Below are 21,530 nucleotides of genomic sequence, written 5' to 3'. Positions count from 1 at the left end.
AAAATTCACTTTATGGAAACTGTATTAAATAATGCCGCTGAAATCTTAATCCTGATTTTTCTTGTTATCACTTTTTTACAAAGCGGAATTGACAAGATAACGGATTGGAAAGGAAACCTTTCTTGGTTAAAAGGCCATTTTAAAGATACGCCTATGAAAGGAATTGTTCCTTTAATGTTGGGCACAGTTCTGATTGTTGAAGTGGTTGCCGGTATCCTATGTTTAATCGGAATTTACCAATTGGGAACATCAGGTGAAAGTACTATGGCCTTATACGGAGCCATCCTTTCTTGTATCGCCTTACTGATGCTTTTATTCGGCCAACGCATGGCAAAAGATTATGCCGGAGCGATGACCATTGCCGTATATTTTGTTCCTGCTATATTCTTGGTATTTCTATTACAACCATAAAAAAATCCGTATCAAAACTGATACGGATTTCACTACTTTTTAAGAGAAGGATAGTTAACTATTCCTTCTTGTAATCTGCATTCAAAATCTTCACAACTTCATCGGTAAGGTCGTTGACTTCTTGTCCGTATAAAACACTTCCGCCATCACCACCACCAAGTATGTAGGTATACTTGTTTGTTTTTCCGTACGCCTTTACAGCTTTCTTAACTCTGCTCACGACGCTGTCCATTTCAGTTTGACCAGCCGTTACCAAAGCTTGTTCTTCTTGTTGTAACTGCTGCCCAATAAATTGACCTCTTTGTTGCATAAGTCCGTACTCTTCTTGCGCCTTCTTTTGATTCATCTTTTGGGCTTTCGCTTGAAAAGCTTGTGCCTCTAATTGGAACGCTTGAGAAATACTATCTCTCTTTTTTGTCAAAGCATCGGTCTTTGTTTTGAACTTTGCTTCAACATCAATTTTTTCTTGATACGCATCCATCAACTTTACATTATCTACATAACCGATTTTTGCTTGTTCACAAGAAGCTAGTAAAATCAATCCTGCGAATACTACTACTAATTTTTTCATATTTAATCTCTTTACTTTCATTTCCACTTTTATGCCGAACTTGTTTCAGTATCAATGGAATTCTATTTTCACTCTTTATTTAAAGTCGCGCAAAAATAGGAAAGCTTTTTTGAATTTTTCTAAAAATCCATCCGAATACGAAAATATGTAAGTATTACAAACACAGGAATTTTAATTTGGTCAAAAAACCACTCAATTTAAGCTATAAGCAAAATTGATTGTCCAATATAATTGAAATCGAGTGTCTCTATCAAAAACAAAGCTCTAAAACCCTGTTATTTTGGAGAAAATTTCAACAAACAACACAGAACATTCCAGATTTGCTGAAAATGCGGGAAATCGGCTTAAAATACGTTTTAGCGCTTTTGGAGCACATAAATGTGAGAGGAGTACTCTTTCGTTCGCATTGCGGATAAGTTGGACCATAATCCTAAAGCGAATGCTTTAAAAATATTCTGTCTTCCCGTTTTGTATTTTTCGGAAAGCAAGGAAACATAAAATGAATCAAATACCATCGGTTTGACTTTGACCAATTCTAGTCCGTGTTTTGCAAAAAGTTTTTCGATTGCTGTTTTTGAAAAATGCCAAAGATGTCTTGGCACATCATAAGCGGCCCAAAATTCTTTGTAATGTTTCGCATCATAGGAATTAAAATTTGGAACCGCTATAATCAAAGTTCCCTCCTCTTCCAAATGCCAAGCCAATTTTAGAATTTGATTTTCTAAATCCGGCAAATGTTCTAAGACATGCCATAAAGTAATCAGTTGATACTTTTTACCTGTTAAAGCCTCAATTCTATCTTTCAAGCTTATGCCTTTATCGAGTGCTTTTTCTCTGGCATTATGATTTGGCTCTACGCCTTCGATATCCCAGCCATTGCTCTTTGCTGTTTTTAAAAAATCACCTGTTCCCGCACCAACATCTAGAAGCGTTTTCTTTTCCTTGGAATATGTATTTATGAGATTTAGCTTCTTAGAAAGACTATGCTTTTTAACCCGCTGATATAATTTATCAACGAAAGATTTATTGGAGTCCGTATGTGAAATGTAAACTTCGCTCTCGTAGTACGAATCTAGATTCTCTGGTTGCGGTTTGGTTACCAGCATATCTAAATCTGTATCATGAAACAATTCAAATGTTTCTTGAGAAATAGAAAAGTCTTTAGTCTTTAAAAACGGTTTCATTGTAGTTATGAGTGGCCAGATATTCTTTCTTCAAAGCGCGAAGATACTTTAAAACGGCTTCCCTTGAAAGTGAAGTTTCTACCAAGCAATCTGTTTCCAAATCATTATAAACTTCTATCGCCAAATACCAATTTCCTTTTCGGTTCTCATATGAATCCTCAAAAACAGTATCCATATCCGCAACTGCTAAAGTCAAATCGACAAAAACAGGAATTAGATTAATTGATTTGTCTGGAATTTCAATCTCATACCAAGCAAAGAAATATTGCTGTCCTCCAATTTCGAATGGCACATCATCATAAACATTCGTATCATCTAATTGGAACTTGATATTTACAAAATTGTAAAATTGCTCCGCTTCTTTCGCATCCTCAAAAATGAACATTTGACGCCTAGACAAACTTCTTTTGAACTTCTTTCCTTTGGTGATTTTATAGTCTTCAATCTTAGGAGCAATACGTAACGGGATACAAGACTGAACTAAAAAAAGAACGAAAACTAGGGGTAGTGTTTGCTTCATTTTGGTTGGACTAAATGTTGTTTTAAACAGCATCAAGAATTGAACCAAAGGTGTTTTAGCAACCAAGAATTGTGAAATGTTCCACGTGGAACATCGTCTACTTTTTATATCTTACTTCAACTTTTAAAAGCTCGCCTAACTCAATTGCCTTGGCCTTGGCTGCGTCTAGCGAATCCACTCTCCAAACCGTAAAATGTGAGTTCCCCTTAAAAAATCGGACGACATAATTGCCCTCCCTGGTTTGATTTCCCATTGCTGCAACCGGACCCCATTCAGAGTCCTTTTTGAATACTGCAGAAAACACAGATATATAATCAGGGAAAATACATTCCAATCTTTGTTTGAAAACTGTAATTTCAAATAACTTAAAATGCCGTTTGTTATTAAGAGTATTGCTAATTTCAAAAGAAATGGAATACCCCAAAAGAAGTAAGCCCATACATGACATGGTGATGAGTTGATTCAATCCGGCAGCTTCTTTGTAAAACAAAAACAACATCAACAACAGAATAAGAGCCCCTAAAATATTTGCAATAAGTGGTTTCGATTGCTTTAAAAAAATCGATTTTTTCATCTTCCCATAAAGACTAAAAGAACACTAATGTCAGATGGAGAAACGCCACTAATTCTAGAAGCCTGAGCAATGGTGACTGGACGAATAGCTTCTAGTTTTTCTCTAGCTTCGTAGGACAAAGACTTTAGTTTTGAATAGTCAAACTTCTCTGGAATTTTCACATCCTCTAAACGGTGAAGTTTATCGGCATTGTTTTTTTCTTTCGCGATATAGCCAGAGTATTTTACTTGAACTTCAGTCTGTTCGAGCACTTCCCTATCCAGATTATTTTCTTCAACAAAAGCTGAAACGGACTCCAATTTAAGCATGTGATTCATGGTCACTTTTGGTCTAGAAAATGCTTTAACCATTTTATCAGATTGCTTCACTAAAGCAGAATCAACACTCTCCAAAATCGGATTTATATCCTTAGGAAGGACGCTTGTTTTTTCAAAAAACTTGATAAAAGCATTTGATTTTTCCTGCTTTTCTTCCATTCGTTTTAAGCGTTCTTTTCCAGCCAAACCGATTTCATAGCCTTTAGGGGTTAATCTTAAATCAGCATTATCTTGGCGCAATAATGTTCTATATTCTGCTCGAGAAGTAAACATTCGATAAGGCTCTTCCGTACCCTTTGTAATCAAATCATCAATCAAAACTCCTATGTAAGCTTCATCTCTTTTTAAGATAAAATCATCTTTTTCATTGAGCTTTAAATGCGCATTTATACCTGCCATCAATCCTTGAGAAGCGGCTTCCTCGTAACCGGTTGTTCCATTAATCTGACCCGCAAAATACAGGTTGTCTACGAGCTTAGTTTCTAAAGTATGCTTCAATTGTGTGGGTGGAAAATAATCGTACTCTATAGCGTAACCTGGCCTAAAGAATTTCACGTTTTCAAACCCAACAACAGAACGTAAGGCTTTGAATTGAACATCCTCTGGAAGCGAAGTTGAAAATCCATTTACATAAACCTCAACCGTATTCCATCCTTCAGGTTCTACAAACAACTGGTGGCTATCCTTATCCGCGAAGCGATTAATCTTATCCTCTATTGAAGGACAATATCTTGGCCCAATACTTTTTATTCTTCCATTGAACATCGGAGAACGGTCAAACCCTTCCTTCAATAAATCATGGACCAAAGCGCTCGTGTGCGTCATATGACAATCACGCTGTGTCTTTAAAGTTTCGGTTTTTGTGTATGAAAATTTCTCGGGAACGATATCCCCTGGTTGAAGAATCATTTTAGAATAATCCAAAGAGCGACCATCGACTCTTGGGGGCGTTCCTGTTTTCATTCGACCACTTTCGAAACCAAAATCTAGTAGTTGTTCTGTTATTCCCGTAGCTGCCTTTTCTCCTGCTCTACCTCCGCCAAATTGTTTCTCTCCAATATGGATTAAACCATTTAAAAAAGTTCCGTTGGTAAGGACAACTGCCTTACCTCTCACTTCAATTCCCAAGGATGTTTTTACTCCACAAACTTTACCGTTTTCAACGAGAAGTCCGTTGACCATTTCCTGGTAGAAATCACAATTGGGAGTGTTTTCCAACATCAGTCGCCACTCCTCTGCAAAACGCATTCTATCATTTTGAGCTCGCGGACTCCACATCGCAGGACCCTTAGATTTATTCAACATCTTGAATTGTATCGCAGACTTATCCGTAACGATTCCACTATAACCTCCAAGCGCATCAATTTCACGAACAATCTGTCCTTTTGCAATTCCGCCCATAGCCGGATTACAGGACATCTGCCCGATGGTTTGCAAGTTCATTGTAACCAGCAAAGTTTTCGAACCCATGTTTGCGGCGGCAGCTGCAGCTTCCGCTCCGGCATGACCTCCACCAACAACAATTACATCATAATCCTTTTCAAACATATCTTTGCACTTAGCTATTTTGTTCCACGTGGAACAATTTCATTTTCTCTTCTTCCTTTGCCCTCATCAACTTTGCTTCCTCATCTGACTTATCGCCATAACCGGATAAATGTAAAATTCCATGTGCCATTACCCTTCGTAATTCTTCTTCAAAATCTACTTTGAATTCTTCGGCATTCTCCCTTACCCGTTCAATGGATACAAATATGTCTCCGGCAATTGTATTCCCATCAGTATAATCGAACGTGATGATGTCGGTGTAGGTATCGTGATTGAGATATTCTTGATTTACCTTCAACAAATAGGCGTCGTCACAAAGCACATAAGCGATATCACCTAAGACTCTGTTTTCAGAACCAATCACTTCAAGCAGCCATTTGGAATATAAATTCTCTTCAACTATTTGATAATCAGTAAGATAATTAAAATTAATCATCGCTTTTGAAATACTCCTTTACCTTATTCTGGAAATTTTGGCGCAAAGGTAGTGCTTGTCTATTTAAAATCTCAATTTCGTTGCGATAATCCTCTAATAATGAGGGCTTAGTAGTTATTGGATTGTTAAACTGGTTCTTGTTTGTATTACTTTCGCGCTCAGGTTTCTTTCCCTGCTTCATCGCGGCATTCTCCAATTTCAAGAGTTCATACTGAATGTTATTCATCTTGTTCATGCCTCGCTGGGTAAAACCATTCTCTAACAATTCATTCTCGAACTCCTCCATTTGACGTAACAACTTCTGGCCTAACTTGCGGTCGCTGCCATTAATCATGTCCTGCAGTTGTTCCTCCAAGCGCTGGCGAATCATTTGTTGTTCTTTATAAATCTCATAGATTTCTTTTAGCTCTTCTTCACTTGGTCCATCTCCTTGGCCATTTCCGTCTCCGCCACCTTCGCCGCCTTGACCTCCTTCTCCATTCTCACCTTTGCCCTTTCCTTTACCATTTCTACCCTCGCCTTCACCCTCACCGCCTTGGCCTTCTTTTCCTTTTCCTGACTCGCCCTCTCCTTTTTCTCCTTCACTTCCTTTGCTTTTCTCACCACCTTGGCCAGATTCTCCTTCACCTTCTCCTTTCTGACCCTCGCCTTGCTGTCCTTCTCCTTGTCCCGAAGGTTTACCCTGTCCAGATTTCCCTTGGCCTTCCATCTTTTCTTGCAACTCTCCCTGTTGCTTAATAATATCCGGAAGCTGAAATCCTTCTCCCTCGCCTTGCCCCTGTCCGGACTGCATGCTCTGTTGCATATTGTCAAGGGTGTTCGCCAGAAAATCTGATAAACTATTGGCAGCAGTCAACACATATTTTTGGTAGGATACACCTTGGTATATTTGACTTTCCGCGATAGTTTCTAAGGCTTTGTCGGTGTTGTAATAGACCTCTGTGATTTGCTCATTTACAAACTCAGCTAACTCTGCACGACGCAATGATAAAGCAAACAAGCTGTCATCAACATGTTCAAAAAGCTTGCGTAATTCTTGTTGTTCACGAATAGAACTCGAAAACTGAGGTGAATCTGCATCTACTTCTTCCAGCTCCTCATATAGGTTTTCCTGTTTGAAAGAGAAAATGACCAAGTTGTCTAAAATCTGACGTAGCATTTCGGCATCTTCTGTAATAGAGGAGCCTCCTCCACCTCCACCAGCTGAGGACTCTTGCAATTGCTCACTCATTTCCTTCATTTTCTGAGCAGCGGACTTTTGTTTTTTCTTGGCATTGTTAGCACTATTTTCCTTCTCCTCCGCATCTGAAGATTCCTCATCTCCTTGATGTTTATTGATTTCTTCTAAAGCTTCTTTTTGGTCTTCCTTGATTGATTCTTCCTTTTTCTTGTCTACGTTAAGGTCTAGGGGTTTCTTTAAATCGGCATTGTCCTTCTTCAACTCGTCTAGCTCCTTGGCAATCTCTTCAAATTTTTCATTGAGCTTTTCCTGTTCCTTATTTTGAAATTGCTCCCCCAGATTCAGTTCAGATAAGATTTCCTGTCGCTCTGCTAGCTTTTCCAAATCCTTTGCCAACTGAGCTGCTTTCTCCGTAACATAATACCGTTTGGTTAATTCCAACAGTTGTTCCAAATTACGTTCGCTATTTTGTTGTTTCTTTCCTAATTCCTCTAAACGTTTGGCCAATTCTTCTTTATCAATCTTCTCGGCAATTTTATTCAATTCTTCTAGTAACTTTTCATTCTTTTTTGCTTCAATCTCTTGCCGTTCTAGACGTTCTTTTAGCAAATCGTTCATCTCGTCCTCCTTTTCACTCTTATTGAGATTCTCTTTCAGTTGCTTACTGAACTTCTGCATCATCTGCTCTTGTTGCTGTTGCTTCTTCAGGAAATCCTTGACCTGATTCTGGTCATTAAAGTTTAGTAACTTTTTCTCCTTTTGGTTTTGATTAATTTCTTTAAGCGTTTCCTTCTGTTCCTTGAATTTCTCTAGGGATTTATCCAAATTGTCAATGATGGATTGTTGCGACTCCAATTCTTTATTCTTCAACTGATTCTCATCCAACAAAACCGTTGAAAACACTTGGCTTTTGGACGTTTTACCATTGTGGACTCCGTCATTATCCGTTGCTTCAAAATAGAAGCTGTAATTTTTACCAGCATCTAATCGTAATCCTGAAGGGAAGGTGTAATAAAATTGATTGAAGTTGGAGTCCGGTTCTCCCAACTCCAATATTTGTCGGTCTTCCGCATCTCCGTCAGGATAACAAACCAAACGAATGCGCTTCAACTTATAATCATCGGAAGCTTCCCCTATATAATAGGAAGTATTCGGATTCAAAGAATCTAAAACTTGTTTCGCCTTTATGGTCGGATATGCATCTTTAATAACATCAAAACGATACGCCAACTTCTCATAATCAGCAATATTTTCATTAGAGGTGCTTAACTCATAGTTGAGATTTGAGAATACACGCTTAGCCATTTCAAAAGCATCTTCTGTTTTTGAAAAAGCTAGTGAGGTATCCTTTGTAACCAAATGAATGTTCTCTGTATGCTTCCCTTTTATTTGCCAAGTCACTCGTGTTCCTTCCGGAAACGTAGCATTTCCTGTACTTTTCAGCACTTCGGATTTTCTATTCGTATACTTAGGATAATTTAAAAGCAGTTCAAAATTCTGAATAGACGGCGTTTTTAAAGCATTCAACTGATACTCCCTAGAAAATATACCATTCGCCTTAAAAGAGAAGTTTGTGGAAGTCAGGGGAGGCGTAAAGGTATATTGATAGACGCCATTTTGTTGTTGCAATAAAAGGTCCTTCCCGTCAATCGCAATGAATACTTGGTCTGGGCGAATTTCGCCTTCGGTTGTTACTTGCACGGTAACTGCTTTGGAATCCAGCACATTTAAATCATTGGACAGTAAGCGAAACGCAAAAGGTGCCGGCGGCTCGTAAGCCACATCATAATTTACAACCCGATTATAAGAGCCAAAGAAATCACTCAGATTTCCGCTCAGCCAAATCAATCCGAAGAGCAAAGCCGGAATTGCCAAATACTTTACATACTTTACGTTCTCGCCAAAATCGACTGCTTTCGTAAAAGGAATAGGATTTAAAGTTTCCGAGCGCTGTTCAATACTGGCTAGTAAAAGTTCGGATTGATTTTTGTCCTCAGCTAAGTCCAGCAAATTATAAAGCTTATCATCCACGTCCGGAAAATGCTTCCCAATTAGAAGAGATGCTTGTTTGTGACTTATGCCCTGTTTCAGTTTAAACAAATAGAATAGGGGAGTCAAGATGTATTTGAACAATAGGAAAGCCTCTATTCCCACAAAAATCAACAACAAAATCAAACGCCCTGTTGAGTTAAGCCACAGGAAGTACTCCACGCCTAAAGTGACCAAAAAGAACAACAATCCGAAAGCCAAAAAGAGCAGTACCCCTTTGAGCAATAACTTCGTGTAATACTTTTTGGTAAAATCGCTGAGTTTGAGAAGTATGTTATTGTAACTGTTCAAATTCACTATATTTAGTACCAAGATACTCGTTCTCACAAATTTAAACATCAAATTCGTGTTAAACCCTCTTGTAATCGATTATTAGATAAAAAGACTATGCTTAAAGATTTAAAGTACCTCGCAGCGATGACCTTGCCTATTTCGGCCGTTATCAGCATCTATTTTAAAGGCTATTTCAGCTATTTTACACCTTTTTATGCCTTTGTGCTGATTCCTATTTTAGAACTTCTATTGCCGCATGACCCTTCAAATTACGAAGGTGAGGAGCGGGAAGAGAAGAAAAAAAGCAAGCTCTTCGATTGGATGCTTTACTTGAATGCTCCCGTAATATTCGGACTTCTAGCCTTTCTACTTTGGGATATCACCACAACGAGTTACGCCACATACGAACTTGTCGGTTTAGTTTTGTCTATGGGAATTGTTCTCGGCACCAACGGAATCAACGTTGCTCATGAACTGGGGCATCGTCAAAAAACCAATGAACGCCATTTAGGAAAACTATTGCTATTGCCTTCTTTCTATATGCACTTTTATATCGAACATAATTTTGGTCATCATGCCCAAGCTGCAACGAAGGAGGACCCCGCAACCGCGCAATACAACCAAACGGTATATTCGTTTTGGTTTACCTCTGTGATTCGTCAGTATTTCAGTGCTTGGAAGCTGCAGTCAAAATTGCTGAAGTCCCATAAACAGACGTTTCTCTCTATAAAAAACGATATGCTCTGGTATACCGTATTTCAAATTGCCTACTTAGGAATTGTTTTCTATTTCTTCGGAAAACTAGGTGTTCTTTTTGCGGTTACTAGCGGAATTGTTGGTTTTCTAATGTTGGAAACCGTGAACTATATCGAACACTACGGACTCATGCGCAACAAACTGCCCTCCGGAAGATATGAACGCGTTCGTGAAGTCCATTCTTGGAACAGCAATCACGTTATGGGAAGAATTGTTCTTTATGAATTGACCCGCCATAGTGACCATCATTACAAGTCTTCAAAAAAGTATCAGATTCTAGATTATCACGATATTTCTCCACAAATGCCTTTCGGATATCCTACCTCAATGGTGATGTCATTTCTTCCGCCACTTTGGTTTAAAATCATGAATCCAAGGATTCCGGAAGGGATGAAACCAGCCCCTGCCCCCTAACCCCCTGAAGGGGGAACCCCATAAGTGAGTCTAATTATTAATTCGCATGAATGAGAATTCCCCTTTAGGGGTTAGGGGACTTAGTAGTCTTTCCTATCTTTGCAGCTCAAAAATGAGAAGCTATGAGTCAGAAAGTCCGTGTTCGTTTTGCGCCTAGTCCTACAGGTCCTTTACATATTGGGGGAGTGCGTACCGCACTTTTCAATTATCTATTTGCCAAGAAACATGGTGGAGATTTCATCTTACGAATTGAAGACACTGACCAGAATCGCTATGTTGAAGGAGCAGAGCAATATATCGTTGATGCCCTGAATTGGTGTGGCATTCCCTTCGATGAGGGAGTTGGTAAAGATGGTGGTTTTGGCCCATATAGACAGAGCGAACGCAAAGACTTATACAAGCAGTATGCAGATGAACTTATCGCAAAAGGGAAGGCGTACTATGCTTTTGATACTTCCGAGAAGCTAGATTTTCATAGAAAAGACCATGAAGCTAAAGGAAAGACCTTTATCTATAATTGGCATAATCGCTTGAAACTTACCAATTCGCTATCGCTATCTGCTGAAGAAGTACAAGCGAAATTAGACGCCGGCGAAGACTATGTAATACGTTTCAAATCTCCGCAAGATGAAAAGTTGGTTTTGACGGATATCATCCGAGGAGAAATACATATTGACACCAATATTCTTGATGACAAAGTCCTTTTTAAAAGTGACGGCATGCCCACCTATCATTTAGCGAATATTGTGGACGACCATTTGATGGAAATATCACATGTGATTCGCGGAGAAGAATGGTTGCCATCATTAGCCTTGCACCAGCAATTATATGATGCCTTTGGATGGAATGCACCCCAGTTTGCTCATTTACCCTTAATTATGAAACCTGTTGGAAAAGGGAAACTGAGTAAGAGAGATGGAGATAAATTAGGCTTTCCGGTATTTCCGCTTTCTTGGAATGACTCCAAAGGATATCGTGAAGAGGGCTATTTTCCTGAAGCGGTTGTCAACTTCCTAGCCCTACTTGGCTGGAATCCAGGTACGGAACAGGAACTATTTAGTCTTTCGGAGTTGGTAGATGCCTTTAGTTTGGAAAGAGTGAATAAATCAGGAGCACGATTTGACCCTGATAAAACGAAATGGTATAATCAGCAGTATTTGCAGGAGAGGAGCGATGCTGAACTGGCAAAATCTTTTACGACAATATTGGATGAAAAATTATCAAAGACCCAAATAGGTCTCGACTGCGCTCGACCAGACAGCGTGGAAAAAATAGTTTCTTTAATAAAAGAACGCGCAACATTTGTCTCCGATTTCTGGGAGCTTTCAGATTACTTCTTTGTAGCACCAACTTCTTACAATGAAAAAGCTTCTAGAAAGCAATGGAAAGAAGCGACCTCTGAAATATTGAACCAATTGGTATCCGTACTAGAAGATATCACGGAATTTACTTCCCAAAACGTGGAAAACTTAGTAAAATATTGGATTACCGAAAATGAACTCTCTTTTGGGAAAGTGATGCCTCCACTTCGTTTAGTGATTGTTGGGGACATGAAAGGACCTCATATTTTTGATATTCTTGAGATGATTGGGAAAGAAGAAAGCATCCAAAGAATACAAACTGCTATTGAAAAATTAGGGTCTTAAAAATCTAGACCTCAATCGAAATTCAGAACTTGCTACCCTTGGTATTTACTGAAAAACCTACCTGTTTGTAACATTTTCGAGGGAAATCCTACATATATGTAAAGTCATTTACGTAAATTCCATTTATAAACCTAAAAACAAAAGCATATGAGTTACTTCTTGATACCCATTATTTTCTTTGGACTAATTATCCTCATCTCCGCATTCTTTATTGTAAAACAGCAAACCGCTGTCATTATAGAGCGTTTTGGTAAATTCCATAGTATTCGACAGTCAGGTCTTCATTTGAAAATTCCTCTTGTAGATAGAATCTCAGGGAGACTTAGTTTAAAAATTCAACAGCTAGATGTTATTATTGAAACTAAAACTTTAGATGATGTATTCGTTCGTCTAAAGGTGTCTGTACAATACAAGGTTATTAAAGACAAAGTGTATGATGCATTCTATAAACTAGACTATCCGCATGACCAAATCACTTCTTATGTATTTGATGTTGTTCGTGCCGAAGTACCAAAAATGAAATTAGATGATGTTTTTGTTCGTAAAGATGATATTGCCATCGCAGTAAAATCAGAATTGAACGATGCGATGATAACTTATGGTTATGACATCATCAAAACATTGGTTACCGACATTGACCCTGATGCTCAGGTGAAAGAAGCTATGAATCGAATTAATGCTTCTGAGCGTGAAAAAATTGCAGCGCAGTTTGAAGGTGATGCAGCTCGTATTCTTATCGTTGAAAAAGCGAAAGCCGAAGCAGAAAGCAAAAGATTACAAGGTCAAGGTATTGCCGACCAACGTAGAGAAATCGCTAGAGGTTTGGAAGAGTCGGTAGAGGTTTTAAATAAAGTAGGTATTAATTCTCAGGAAGCATCTGCTTTGATTGTTGTTACTCAACATTATGATACGCTGCAGTCAATAGGGCAGGAGACCAATAGTAATTTAATTCTATTACCAAACTCTCCTCAGGCGGGTAGCCAAATGCTGAACGATATGGTTGCTAGCTTTACGGCAAGTAATCAAATTGGTGAGGCTATGAAAAAGCAGAAGCCTAAGAAATTAGACTAATACGATTTTTCAAAACTTATATTCTCAAAGCGTCTACTTCGGTGGACGCTTTTTTAGTTTCTTCTTAGAAGTATTGTCCTATTCCAAAGACGATTCCGTTGGTAGCTTCAGAACCTATCCCAAAACCATAATCCAATCGGAAAACTGCATTGAAAATTCGTTTGTGGGTTAATCGAAAGCCCACCCCTGGATACAAGCGTGTCGCTGAACCGTCAAACAATTGTGAAAAATCTTCGCCTGGTTTGCGCCAAGTGCCAGCGTCGATAAAAGCATTGCCCTGCACCACAAACCATCCCTTTTCATACAAAGTGTGTCGGTATTCTGTATTTAAGACAATAGCCGCCGTTCCACGGTCAACCGTATTACCTACACCACGTATATTCAACTGATTGTCAAGGATAAAAGGCGCAAAGGGGGAATCGTCATTGCCAAAAGCTGCCGCTAGACGCAAACGTGTAGCCCAATTTCCACGACTTTTAATCTTCTTGTAATAGATAAAATCATTCCGGAGTGATAGAAAAGAATTTAAAAATTCTTGCCCTGGGGCATCTCCATTTAAAAAGTTGACATATTGGCCAGTAAACTCACTTGTTATTCCATCAAAGTATTGGTAATCGATATCCAAATCAACATAGCGATAAACACCTTTATAGGTCAATTTATCAGCTTGTAAGCTCGTTGGTCTATTGGGAAGTTGATTATCTTCCTCAAACAAATATTGTTCTTTCGCATAAATTGCTCCAAGTTCTATCTCATTGTTAAAATCGAGATTTAGAAGGATATTCCCCTCAAACATTTCGGAATTAAATCGATAGTTCTTATCGCCCTCTTCAAAAAAGACCGGTTCTTGCGTAGTTACGTTTTGATAGTTCAAGCCTATGCCGACCTTATCGCTAAATAAAAAGGGATGTTCCCAAAAAGCGCCATACGAATTGAAAACGTTCTTTTCGTAAAAGGCACCCAACAGTTGATTGTTACCGAGAAGATTAAATTCAAAAACAGATACACGATAGGCGAAGCTGCCATCATTTGCCGTTGCAATTCGCAAACCGGGAATAATGGTAAAATTCTCCTCCACTTTATACAGAAGCTTCACTTTCCCTCCTTCCTCTGATAACTCGTATGTTGCATTCGCGATACTCGGAAGTCTTTTTAAACGTTCAATATCCTTGGCCACCAAAAGAGAATCATAGTTTCCATCAACTTTTGTCTTTAGCAAGCGACGTAAAGAATTCTCTTTTGTTTTCTTTAATCCGGAAAAATTAAGTTCTGATACAATTTGCTCTTGGGCAAAAAGATTTGAACTTAAGAATACAAGTATTAAAAAAAGAAGTGATTTTCTCATGGTTCGTGTTTTTCAAACACTAAGACGTAGCAGATTTGCTTTCCATACGCGCATTTAGAAAAATTTATGATAAAACCGTCATAGGTCGCAGTTAATAGCTTTCCTTTGACGACATGATGTATTGCTATTTGAAAAAGCAGAAAGCCTCTCAAAACCGTTTAAATCACTTGGTTTTAAATAGAAAATACCAATCGATATATTAATAAGAATAAGGAATTCTTATATCAGCTTTTTTGCTGAATTTTGGCCCAAGAATCTCGTAAACCTACCGTTCGATTAAAAACTAATTTTTCGGAAGTCGAATCTGGGTCCACACAGAAATAGCCCAAACGTTGAAATTGAACTTGTGCTCCAGCTTTTAAATCTTTCATGCTTGGCTCTAAATATCCTGTGATAACCTTTAGAGAATCCGGATTCACAAATTCCATAAAATCTTTGTCTTTGTGGGTATCTGGACTTTCATCTGTAAAAAGTCTGTCATACAAACGCACCTCAGCTTCCAAAGCATGTTTGATGGAAACCCAATGCAGCGTTCCTTTTACTTTACGAAGACTTTCTTCAGTGCCGCTTCCGCTTTTACTTTTAGGGTCGTAAGTACATTGTACTTCAATAATATTCCCTTCGGTATCTTTTGTGCAGCTTTCTGCTTTTATAATATATGCATTCTTTAGTCGGACTTCTTTACCCAGTTTTAAACGGAAGAACTTCTTATTGGCTTCCTCCCGAAAATCTTCTTTTTCAATGTAGATCTCTCTGGAAAAAGGAACTTTCCTAGAACCCGCAGCTTCATCTTCAGGATTGTTCTCCGCATCTAACCATTCTTCTTCTCCTTCAGGATAATTTGTAATCACCACTTTGAGGGGGTCTAAAACTCCCATCACTCTTGGTGCGACTTTATTCAAATGGTCACGCACTTGAAATTCCAACAATGAAACATCGATTAGGTTATCGCGCTTGGCAATTCCGATAGTATCAGCAAAGTTTCGAATAGATTCCGGAGAATAGCCTCTTCTTCTCAGTCCTGAAATTGTTGGCATTCGAGGGTCATCCCAGCTATCCACAACGCCTTCCTCAACCAATCGAGCTAGCTTTCGTTTACTAACAACAGTATGGCTCAAGTTTCTCCTCGCAAATTCACGTTGCTTTGGACGGATTTTATTTTCATCAACCACCTGATTCAAAAACCAATCGTATAACTCGCGATGCATAGCAAATTCAAGTGTACACAAAGAATGCGAAACTTGTTCGATATAATCGCTCTCACCATGAGTCCAGTCGTACATAGGATAAATACACCAATCGGTATTTGTCCTATGATGTGCTTTATGCAGAACTCTATACATGATTGGATCGCGCATCAACATATTCGAAGAAGTCATATCTATTTTAGCTCGTAAAACATGTTTTCCCTCCTCAAACTTTCCTGCCTTCATTGCTTCAAAAAGTTCTAAATTTTCTTCAACAGAACGATTCCGAAACGGACTTTCTGTTCCTGCTTCTGTCGGAGTGCCTTTTTGAGCAGCCATTACCTCCGAAGTTTGACTATCTACATAAGCCTTTCCCTCCTTAATCAAAAGCACTGCCCAATCATACAATTGCTGGAAATAATCGGAGGCATACCGTTCGGTATTCCATTCGTATCCCAGCCACTCAACATCCCTCTTTATCGCATCTACAAACTCCTGTTCCTCCTTCGCTGGATTGGTATCATCAAACCTCAAATTCACTGGCGCATCGTAACGCAATCCTAATCCAAAATTCAAGCAAATGGAGCTTGCATGCCCGATATGCAAATATCCATTCGGTTCAGGAGGAAAACGAAAGCGCAGGGCATCCTTGGAAAACCCATTTTTAAGGTCTTCTTCGATGATATGCTCTAGAAAATTCAAAGGTCTTTCCGAATCGCTCATAAGGTGCTTTTTAAAGAACCACAAAAGTAGCAAAAATGCAATGATTACCGCCTATTAAAAAACCTTAACCATGGAAATAGGAGAGTTCACAACAATTTTGTTTGGCGCTACAACATTAAATTGATAGGCCAGTAAATAAAGGACATATTTGTTATTGAATACTGTATAAGAGACCGTTAAGCAAATTTCAACCATTGTTGAAACCAATAAAACGAAAAATTATACGTTTTATCGAAAGTCCCAAATCTGAAGATAAAACTGTAGCCCCAAAACTACTACTACTTATGAAAACTAACTTAAGCTTTCCCCGTCTATTCTTGTTGGCGCTTTTTGCGTTGATTTCATTTCAAGTTTCTTCACAAATTGCTATGCTTCCGCCGGTACCTGCAGGTGGCTCATCTGGCTTTACAAAAATCTGCGCTGGTATTGATAATGGTGCAGGGCCATTTAACTCATACGATGTTACCATTGCTTGGGGTGGAACAGCAAACGCCGATAATGAATTTGTTTTAGAACTTTCTGATGCCAACGGAGACTTTACAAACGCTGTTGAGCTTGGAAGAGTAGGAGATCAAAATACGGCTAACCCGAAAAACTTCGACCTTAATTTTTCTATTCCAACCGACACAAGAGGGGAAGGGTATAAATTTCGCGCCAGAAGCACAAGTCCTGTTAGTTCGGCTGAATCAGATAATACCTATCCAATGTACTACATGGATATCACTAGTAATCTTAACATTAGTGAGCTAGGTGATGGTGTTCCTCCTGGGGATGTTTGCAGCGATACCGCTGTTACGTTACAGGTCGATAACATCTCAAATCCTGAAAGCTATAGTTATTCATGGTTCCGAAGTGGTAACCCGACTCCTTTGACGGAAACTGGACACACCTTGAATATAACCACAAGTGGCATGTATTTTGCCCTAATTGACTATGGAGAATGTTCATTTAATGCGAATACAGATTCCAATATTGTAACCGTAACAATTGGAACTGCTGGAGTGGGCATAGGAATTACACCCCCAAGCAAAACCGCTCTTTGCCCCGGAGAAACAGAAACCTTGACTATTGACTCTACAGATCCTACCTGGAGTTATCAATGGTATAAAGATAATACTGTCATATCAGGAGCGACCACAACTTCTTATACCGTAGATGGAAACACAGCTAACTTTGAAGGAGATTATCAAGTAGAAATCTCAGGAAATGGTGTTTGCACACAACGCTCCGCTGCTGTAACAATGACCAATGCTGGTGCATTTACAGTAACTAGAAACAACCCTGCAAATATTGTAATTCTACCTTCTCAACCTGAAACCCTAAGCGTAAACACTACAGCAAATACTCCCTCATATCAATGGTATAGAAATGGAGTAGCTGTTGGCGGCGCTACAAACGCAACATTAGATATAACCCAAGACGGCACCTACTATTGTGCTGTTACTTCGACAGGTTCTTGTTCATCAACAATTAATTCTGAGAACACCGTCGCCGTTGTACCCACAAGTTTTGATATTGTTGTTGATTATGATTCGTCGTATACAGCTTGTGTTAATACTAGTGCAGTTTTAGAAGTAGCGAGAATAAACGCAGTTGCCTCCGATGGAAGTACCTCAGATGTAACCGCTCAGTTAGAAACATCTTTTTCATACCAATGGCAACTTAATGGGGCCGATATAAGTGGAGCGGCAAGCCAAAATATTAGTTTGACCAATCCAACCGAAAATGGGAATTATAGCGTTAATGCAACTTTAGGAAGCTACAATGAAACTTCAAATATGTTGCCAGTCCAATTGTTAACCAGCGAAACTGTAACTATAACTAGTACCGGTTTAGTGTATTGTAGTTCATCAGATACTATTACAATAGGTACAGCAACTGACTTAACCGGAGAAAGTTTTTCTTGGGAAAGAGACGGTGCTTCTGTAAATACTACAGATACAATTCTTAATGTTGCAGAACCAGGCACATACCGTTTGGTATTAGACAAAGATGGGTGCCCATTAAATTCCAACGAAATAATAATTACCCCATTAGATCCTAACCTCATCTCCTTTGATGTGGACGGAGAGGTTGTCTTTCCAGAGGGTAGTTCAAAAACCGTTACCGCTAGTGGCGGAACTGCATACCAATGGTTTGATGAAGGTAATAACTTATTGAGCAGTACTGATCAAATGACTTTTACAGAAGAAGGTACTTTCACCCTTGTAGCAAACGTTGATAATTGTCAAATTACAAGACAACTTACTGCTGTTTATCTAGATCTATTTAACGTGCCAAACGTGATTACACCAAATGGAGATGGTGCAAATGATCAATGGGTAATTCCTAATTCTTACTCAAATAAATCAGATATAAACGTAATCATCTATAATGATAAAGGAGAGGAGTTGATTAATGAAACTAGTTATGCCAATAACTGGCCACAGTCTTCCATGTCATTCCCTAAACAAAATATGGTATTCTACTATGTTATTAAGAATGCCTCCGAAACATTAAAGCAAGGTACCATTACTGTTATTCGATAACCTACTACCATGAAACTAAAACACCTACTAATACTTCCTTTGATTGCTTTGGCGTCTTTAACTTCAGTTAACGCCCAAGAAGACGATCCAATACTGCCATATCAAGTGGCACCCCAAAATCTTTTGAAATTCAATAGGTTTTTGATTAACCCTACTTTTTCCACCGTTCGAGAGGATAATTCATATATTAACTTATTACATAGAAACCAATCGGTATCTTTTGATAATAATGATCAGACCTATTTCTTGAGTTATAGCGGTAGGGTAAGTGATAGAAGTGGTTTAGGCTTGAGTTTATATACGCAAAAAGTAGGTGCTGTATCAAATATTGGTGCTCTTGCCAACATGGCTTATGGTATCAAATTAAGCGACAAAAGTAATTTTACTTTTGGCGCCAACCTAGCCTACTATAGTTCTGGACTAAACAAAAATGATCTAGATCCTCTAAATCCTATTGATGAGGCTCTAAATGGAAGAGAAGATAGTAATGTACTTTCGTTTCAACCCGGATTCAACCTATCCTATGGTCAATTTGACTTCGGAGTTTTTGCGGAAAACTTATTCGATTATAACTTAAAAACTAGTAAGACATTAACTGACTTTAGTAATAAAACCTACTCCGCTCATCTACAATACACCTATCCCTTTGATAAATCTAGTGGGATTTTAGAAAGTGGCCGCTTAATGCCATTAGCTCGTGTACGTATGAACCCAAGAAGTGGTTTGGTTTCCGAAGTTGAACAAGATCTTTCCTTAGGTGGAAGTCTAATTTTAGACCTACCAAAATTAGGATGGCTGCAAGGAGGGTACGATACTTTCTATGGGGCTTCTGCTGGAGCAGGATTTAACATTAATCAACGTCTTTCTCTTGGATATACCATGGAAAAAGGATTTGGCACAGATTTCAATAATTTAGGGGTCACCCATGAAATATCATTGGCCTATTCATTTACACCAAATCTTACAGAGGACCGAGTAATGCTTGAAGAGGGTGGAGAAGAACTTGTTGAAAACGATGAAGAGCTAAACACTGATGCTCTTGCCTCAAATGATGAAGTTGAAGCATTAAAAAGGAAGCTTGCAGAAAATGAAGAAGTATTGGCCGAATTAATGTTTCGTCAAGACTCTCTCGAAGCGAATCGCCAAAAAGATTTAGAACGTCGTTTTGAAATGGTCATGCGAATGGTTCGCAATGAAACCAAAGGAAATAGACCTGATGTTGAACAAAGAGCAGAGCAACTATTTCTGACAGGAAAAGATCGTTCCTCTGGATTAGTCAATAACTCGAATACCAATCAAAATAGACCTAGTTCTGAACAAACAGAATCAAAAAATACCGCACAAGATAAAATAGTCGCGGTTCCCACGAGAAATACAAAGCCCATTGAGAATAATACACCGTCTAGTAATGCAGTGGCTCAGGACAATACCAAGGCTAGTGACTATACTAATAATGCTGATCGCGATGCGATTAAAAGCAGAAAATTCAAAAACCTTGATGGGGTAGATGATGGTTACTATTTGATAGCTAATGTTTATAAAGGAGGTCAATACATGAACAACTTTATGGATAGGTTAAATGACCAAGGATTCTCTTCAAATTATGTTGATAATACGAACAATGGGTTAAAGTATGTATACCTAGAAAGATTTGATACTTGGCAAGAAGCTGCCGATGCCTACAAAAGTAATTTAGATGGGCGGTACAACGACGACCTATGGGTAATGAATGTTGACAATCGATACTCGAATGAGGCATATGCAAGCAATGTAGATAAAATACAACAAAAATCAGCAAAGTATAATACTGATGAGCTAGAAAGAAATATTGTAGTCAAAGATAGAGTTGCCGCGACCAAAGCAAACCCAAAAAATTTCCAAATAAAAGGTGTTGGTTCTGGATATTATATCATCGCAAACGTCTTTGCAAAACCAAGCAACGCGAAAAAATTCGTTCGCCTTTTAAATTCTTTCGGACTTAATGCCAGCTACTTTATCAATCCAGAAAATAACTGGAGATATGTTTATTTGAAAAAGCACGAATCTTGGAACAACGCTTTAATCTCTTACTACTCCAAGATTAACGATTCGTATGACGATAAAATGTGGATTATGCGTGTAAACCCAAATACCCTTGCGTAAGCTGTCGGCTTAATACAATGTCTTATTTTCAAGAATCAAAAGCTGAAAATTATTCAGATTATTGATTCTTCTAAATTTCATGCCACTACTCCTAAAAGCTGAAAACTAAGAGAGGTAGGCCTATTTATAGAATCTAAATCTTGAAGCAATGCTCTAACAGCTTACGACTCTAAGATTGAAATTCTTCTGAAGAAGAACTGTAGTTATTATGCTCAAATTTCACACCTTAGCTTGATCAAGCGCTTTATTTTTAAGGTGTTCTAAAGGATTAAAAATTTCTGAAACTCAAGTTGCTCTTTCACGATTATTCTTGTTATCTGCACCTCCATTTATCTAACAAGCTCAACTATTTTTGTCAAAGTTGCACTTAAAAGTATTTTTCAAAGATTTAGGCACTCCTAAACTTTAGTAATTCTCCTTTTGCGTAACATCGTACTTTATGTTACGATTGAACCTGGATTTGATCATTAATAAAAGCTTCTCAAGGAAAGTCTTTAATTATATATACTGGCAAATTTCTATTGTCAGTAATAAGATTCTGTAATTTATTTGGTGAAAGATTAAAGCCGCACTGCGCGCGCCCGTCTCAGATATGAACTACCTCTTTGATTATTTGTTTCAACTCAACAAAACTCCGATTGAAAAAAAATTGTGT

At 38.4% G+C, this 21,530-nt stretch carries 15 protein-coding genes; 6 read left to right on the top strand and 9 right to left on the bottom strand.

Annotated features, from left to right (window positions below):
- The first annotated feature begins 12 nt into the window (after positions 1-12).
- On the top strand, positions 13-411 hold the full coding sequence (locus tag ACKWCD_RS07575; RefSeq protein ID WP_413983337.1) for a DoxX family membrane protein: 399 nt from the start codon (positions 13-15) through the stop codon (positions 409-411).
- 58 nt (positions 412-469) lie between these two features.
- Here the strand turns inward: ACKWCD_RS07575 and ACKWCD_RS07570 are convergent, their stop codons facing one another.
- The 7 genes from ACKWCD_RS07570 to ACKWCD_RS07540 form a co-directional block, all read right to left on the bottom strand.
- Complete coding sequence (locus ACKWCD_RS07570) at positions 470-982, bottom strand: OmpH/Skp family outer membrane protein (protein ID WP_413983336.1); 513 nt, start codon at positions 980-982, stop codon at positions 470-472.
- Between the two features lie 356 nt (positions 983-1,338).
- Positions 1,339-2,166 (bottom strand): class I SAM-dependent methyltransferase, encoded by an 828-nt coding sequence (locus tag ACKWCD_RS07565; protein WP_413983335.1) that lies wholly within the window; start codon positions 2,164-2,166, stop codon positions 1,339-1,341.
- Positions 2,144-2,686 carry a hypothetical protein gene (locus tag ACKWCD_RS07560; RefSeq protein WP_413983334.1) on the bottom strand — a complete coding sequence of 181 codons (543 nt, stop codon included), beginning with the start codon at positions 2,684-2,686 and terminating at the stop codon, positions 2,144-2,146. Before ACKWCD_RS07560 ends, ACKWCD_RS07565 begins: the two co-directional genes overlap by 23 nt.
- 97 nt (positions 2,687-2,783) lie before the next feature.
- On the bottom strand, positions 2,784-3,260 hold the full coding sequence (locus tag ACKWCD_RS07555; protein ID WP_413983333.1) for a hypothetical protein: 477 nt from the start codon (positions 3,258-3,260) through the stop codon (positions 2,784-2,786).
- Positions 3,257-5,125 carry a tRNA uridine-5-carboxymethylaminomethyl(34) synthesis enzyme MnmG gene (gene mnmG, locus ACKWCD_RS07550; RefSeq protein WP_413983332.1) on the bottom strand — a complete coding sequence of 623 codons (1,869 nt, stop codon included), beginning with the start codon at positions 5,123-5,125 and terminating at the stop codon, positions 3,257-3,259. The genes ACKWCD_RS07555 and mnmG overlap by 4 nt, the downstream gene beginning before the upstream one ends.
- A gap of 10 nt (positions 5,126-5,135) precedes the next feature.
- The gene (gene ybeY / locus ACKWCD_RS07545) at positions 5,136-5,561 is read right to left on the bottom strand and encodes an rRNA maturation RNase YbeY (protein ID WP_413983331.1); all 426 of its coding nucleotides are present in this window, start codon (positions 5,559-5,561) and stop codon (positions 5,136-5,138) included.
- Complete coding sequence (locus ACKWCD_RS07540; protein WP_413984119.1) at positions 5,554-9,087, bottom strand: DUF4175 family protein; 3,534 nt, start codon at positions 9,085-9,087, stop codon at positions 5,554-5,556. Before ACKWCD_RS07540 ends, ybeY begins: the two co-directional genes overlap by 8 nt.
- 90 nt (positions 9,088-9,177) lie before the next feature.
- Between ACKWCD_RS07540 and ACKWCD_RS07535 the strand changes: the two genes are divergently transcribed.
- From ACKWCD_RS07535 to ACKWCD_RS07525, 3 genes are all read left to right on the top strand, one after another.
- Positions 9,178-10,233, top strand: coding sequence for an alkane 1-monooxygenase (locus tag ACKWCD_RS07535; protein WP_413983330.1), 1,056 nt, complete (start codon positions 9,178-9,180; stop codon positions 10,231-10,233).
- 122 nt (positions 10,234-10,355) lie between these two features.
- Positions 10,356-11,879, top strand: coding sequence for a glutamate--tRNA ligase (gene gltX / locus ACKWCD_RS07530; protein ID WP_413983329.1), 1,524 nt, complete (start codon positions 10,356-10,358; stop codon positions 11,877-11,879).
- Between the two features lie 147 nt (positions 11,880-12,026).
- On the top strand, positions 12,027-12,950 hold the full coding sequence (locus tag ACKWCD_RS07525; protein ID WP_413983328.1) for an SPFH domain-containing protein: 924 nt from the start codon (positions 12,027-12,029) through the stop codon (positions 12,948-12,950).
- A gap of 64 nt (positions 12,951-13,014) precedes the next feature.
- Here the strand turns inward: ACKWCD_RS07525 and ACKWCD_RS07520 are convergent, their stop codons facing one another.
- Together ACKWCD_RS07520 and ACKWCD_RS07515 are read right to left on the bottom strand one after the other, a co-directional pair.
- Entirely contained in the window at positions 13,015-14,295 is a 1,281-nt protein-coding gene (locus ACKWCD_RS07520; RefSeq protein ID WP_413983327.1) for a POTRA domain-containing protein, read from the bottom strand.
- Positions 14,296-14,519: 224 nt separating this feature from the next.
- Positions 14,520-16,205: a glutamine--tRNA ligase/YqeY domain fusion protein gene (locus tag ACKWCD_RS07515; RefSeq protein WP_413983326.1), complete on the bottom strand. Its 1,686-nt coding sequence runs from the start codon at positions 16,203-16,205 to the stop codon at positions 14,520-14,522.
- 284 nt (positions 16,206-16,489) lie between these two features.
- Here ACKWCD_RS07515 and ACKWCD_RS07510 point away from each other — a divergent pair, with 284 nt between their 5' ends.
- Both ACKWCD_RS07510 and ACKWCD_RS07505 read left to right on the top strand, forming a co-directional pair.
- On the top strand, positions 16,490-18,733 hold the full coding sequence (locus tag ACKWCD_RS07510; RefSeq protein ID WP_413983325.1) for a T9SS type B sorting domain-containing protein: 2,244 nt from the start codon (positions 16,490-16,492) through the stop codon (positions 18,731-18,733).
- Positions 18,734-18,742: 9 nt separating this feature from the next.
- The gene (locus tag ACKWCD_RS07505; RefSeq protein ID WP_413983324.1) at positions 18,743-20,875 is read left to right on the top strand and encodes a PorP/SprF family type IX secretion system membrane protein; all 2,133 of its coding nucleotides are present in this window, start codon (positions 18,743-18,745) and stop codon (positions 20,873-20,875) included.
- Positions 20,876-21,530 lie beyond the last annotated feature (655 nt).

It is taken from the genome of Maribacter taeanensis, assembly GCF_047345145.1.
In the GTDB taxonomy this organism is placed as follows: Bacteria; Bacteroidota; Bacteroidia; order Flavobacteriales; family Flavobacteriaceae; genus Maribacter_C.
The sequence above is the reverse complement of the archived record's forward strand: the minus strand, read 5'-3'. Positions and strand labels throughout refer to the sequence as shown.